A 2,791-nucleotide genomic window follows, 5' to 3' on the forward strand; every position below is an offset into this window, starting at 1 on the left:
CTCGATGCCGCCGACGCCCCAGCCCAGCACGCCGAGGCCGTTGACCATCGTGGTGTGCGAGTCGGTGCCGACGCAGGTGTCGGGGTAGGCCTGCCCGTTGCGGACCATGACGGTCGGCGCGAGGTACTCGATGTTGACCTGGTGGACGATGCCCATGCCCGGGGGGACGACCTTGAAGTCGTCGAACGCGCCCTGGCCCCAGCGCAGGAACTGGTAGCGCTCGCCGTTGCGCTGGTACTCGAGGTCGACGTTGCGCTCGAGCGCGTCGGCGGTGCCGAAGTAGTCGAGGATGACGGAATGGTCGATGACCATGTCGGCCGGCGACAGCGGGTTGACCTTGTTCGGGTCGCCGCCGAGCGTGGTGACGGCCTCACGCATGGTGGCGAGGTCGACCACACAGGGCACACCGGTGAAGTCCTGCATGATCACGCGGGCAGGGGTGAACTGGATCTCGACGCTCGGCTCGGCCGAGGGATCCCAGTTCGCGATGGCGCGGATGTGGTCAGCGGTGATGTTCGCACCGTCTTCGGTGCGCAGCAGGTTCTCCGCGAGAACCTTCAAAGCGTAGGGCAGCTTCTCGGTGCCGGGAACAGCGGAGAGGCGGAAGATCTCGTACGAGTTCTCTCCGACCTCCAGCGTCCCTTTGGCGCCGAACGAATCAATACTGGTGCTCACGTCAGCTCCACTCGTAGATGAGGCTCGCCGCCGACGGGGCTGTGTCGACGGCCGAAGCGAGGCACACGAAACCGCACCGTGGTCCCAGGGGGCGGGGGTGGTGGTGTCGTGGCGTCTCGCACCGAGTCTAACAGTACGCTTGTCCTGCAATGCGCGCGGCGCAACCCTCGGTTGTGTCCTGCACCGCGCCCGGGTGCCGGTGCGGGCCGGCCGTCCGCGCCGATCGCGTAGGGTGCGGATGTCGCCGCGCGCGGGTTCTGCGAGTCCACCCGACTCACCGGGACCCGACCGCCGGTCCCGTCCCCGCACCACCGGAGAGAGATGTCTGCGCCACTGCCACGAATTCCTGTGCCATCGGCCACGGACCTCCCGCCGAGCGTCACGCTCGAGCAGGTGCTGGCAGACCTCGCCGACGACGGGGTCTCCGCGCCGTCCGACCGCGTCGACGACCTGGTCGAGCAGGTGGAACGCGCCCACGACCACGGCATCGAGCTGCGCGTGATCGTCGTCGACCGGGACCCGCGGATCGATTCGCAACTGCGCGACCTCGCGACCGAGGTCGGTAGCGAGCAGGGCGGCACCGTGCTCGTGCTCAGCCCCGGCTGGGTCGGCGCCTACAGCGACAGCCTCGATCGGGTGACCCTCGAGGCGGCACAGGACCGCACGTACACCGGCGACCCGGTCGTCTCCACCCGCAACTTCGTCGACTCGATCACCGAACCCGGTCCGGACTGGACCGCCTGGACCGTCGTGCTGATCGTCCTCGTCGCGGCCGCCGCCGGCGCGACCGCGGCCGCCAAGGCCGTGCGCCGCCGCAAGGACGAGGCCGCGTTCGTCGAACCCGACGCGCGGTAGCGAACACCCCTCACCCGGCCGCTCCGCATCCGAGCGGCCGTTTTTCCGTGCCCTCACCCGGGCCGCGGCTTCGTCGACACGGACAAAATTTTGCGGCTTTATCTGTGACTGTCGCGCGAAATGAGCCCTTTGTGTCGTACGGTGCCTTTGGCGCTCTTGGGGAAGGAGTGTCGCACTTGCCGTCGTGGGACCGCAGTCCACGACGGCGGGAACGGCTCTGCGGACAGATCGCGCGGCGCGCGATCCGATGCAGCGTGCAGTCCTTCCCTCGGCGCGGCGGATCGGGTTCGTCCCCGACACCACCGAGGGAGAAATGATGTGAGGCGCTTCGGTTTCCACGGGGGGGATACGCGACGGTTCGGGTCGCGGCGGCATCGTCGCGGTGGGGGAACCGGCCCACGGCCGTGGGCCGGATCGCGGCTGTCGGCCGGACGGCTGTTCATCGGACGCCGGCTGTTGATCGCACTCGGACTTGTCGCGTCACTGTTCGTGGGGACCGCGGCCTCGGTGGGGGCGGTTCCGGAACCACCTCCGAACCCGAGCGACGACGCACTCGCTGCCGCCGGAGCGGCCGTCGACACGGGCCTCGGCCGCGTCGGCGAGCTGATCGTGCGCATCGCGTCCGCCGATCAGCAGCTCGCCGAGCTGGAGAACCAGGTCGCGATCAAACGCGAGAACGTCAACCGCGCGCTGGTGGACCTGCAGAACGCCCGGGATACCGCCGACGCGGCCGCCTACGCCGTCGTGCAGTCGCAGCAGGCGCTCCGCGACGCCGGCATCCGGATCCAGCAGGCGCAGAGCGATTTCGACGCTTTCGCCCGGAGCAGCTACACCCGCGGCATCAACGCCGCGTCGCTGTCCGCGTTCCTCGGTTCGGCGGGCCCGGACGAGCTCCTCGATCGTGCCCAGGTGATGCGCCTGCTGTCGGCGGGGCGCAATGCCGTGCTCGACGCGCTCGAACGTGCCCGCACCGAGGAAGCGAACAACAACTCCCGTGCGCGGGCGGCCAAGCAGGAGGCCGACGCGGCGGCCGAGGCGGCCGAACAGCGCAAGGCCGACGCCGAGGCCGCGATCGCGCAGGCCCGGTCGGCACTGGACCAGCAGGCGGCGGACAAGCAGCGGATCGAGATCGAGCGTGCGGCGGCGCAGGCCGAACTGGATGCGGCCCGGCAGAACGTCGCCGGGCTCGAGAACCAGCGCGCCGAATACGCGGCGTGGGACCGGCAGCGGCAGGCCGAGGAGGCCGCCCGCGCCGCCGCAC

At 70.2% G+C, this 2,791-nt stretch carries 3 protein-coding genes; 2 read left to right on the forward strand and 1 reads right to left on the reverse strand.

Annotated features, from left to right (window positions below):
- A partial coding sequence (locus I0Q12_RS33155) for an aconitase family protein (protein WP_307846331.1) occupies positions 1-675 on the reverse strand: 675 nt, incomplete at its 3' end.
- 348 nt (positions 676-1,023) lie between these two features.
- On the opposite strand from I0Q12_RS33155, the gene I0Q12_RS17935 reads away from it, so the two are divergent.
- The gene (locus I0Q12_RS17935; protein ID WP_374068718.1) at positions 1,024-1,530 is read left to right on the forward strand and encodes a DUF6676 family protein; all 507 of its coding nucleotides are present in this window, start codon (positions 1,024-1,026) and stop codon (positions 1,528-1,530) included.
- A 456-nt stretch (positions 1,531-1,986) separates the two neighbouring features.
- The coding region (locus I0Q12_RS17940; protein ID WP_374068719.1) for a coiled-coil domain-containing protein at positions 1,987-2,791 on the forward strand (805 nt) is incomplete at its 3' end.

It is taken from the genome of Rhodococcus sp. CX, assembly GCF_015865005.1.
In the GTDB taxonomy this organism is placed as follows: domain Bacteria; phylum Actinomycetota; class Actinomycetes; order Mycobacteriales; family Mycobacteriaceae; genus Rhodococcus.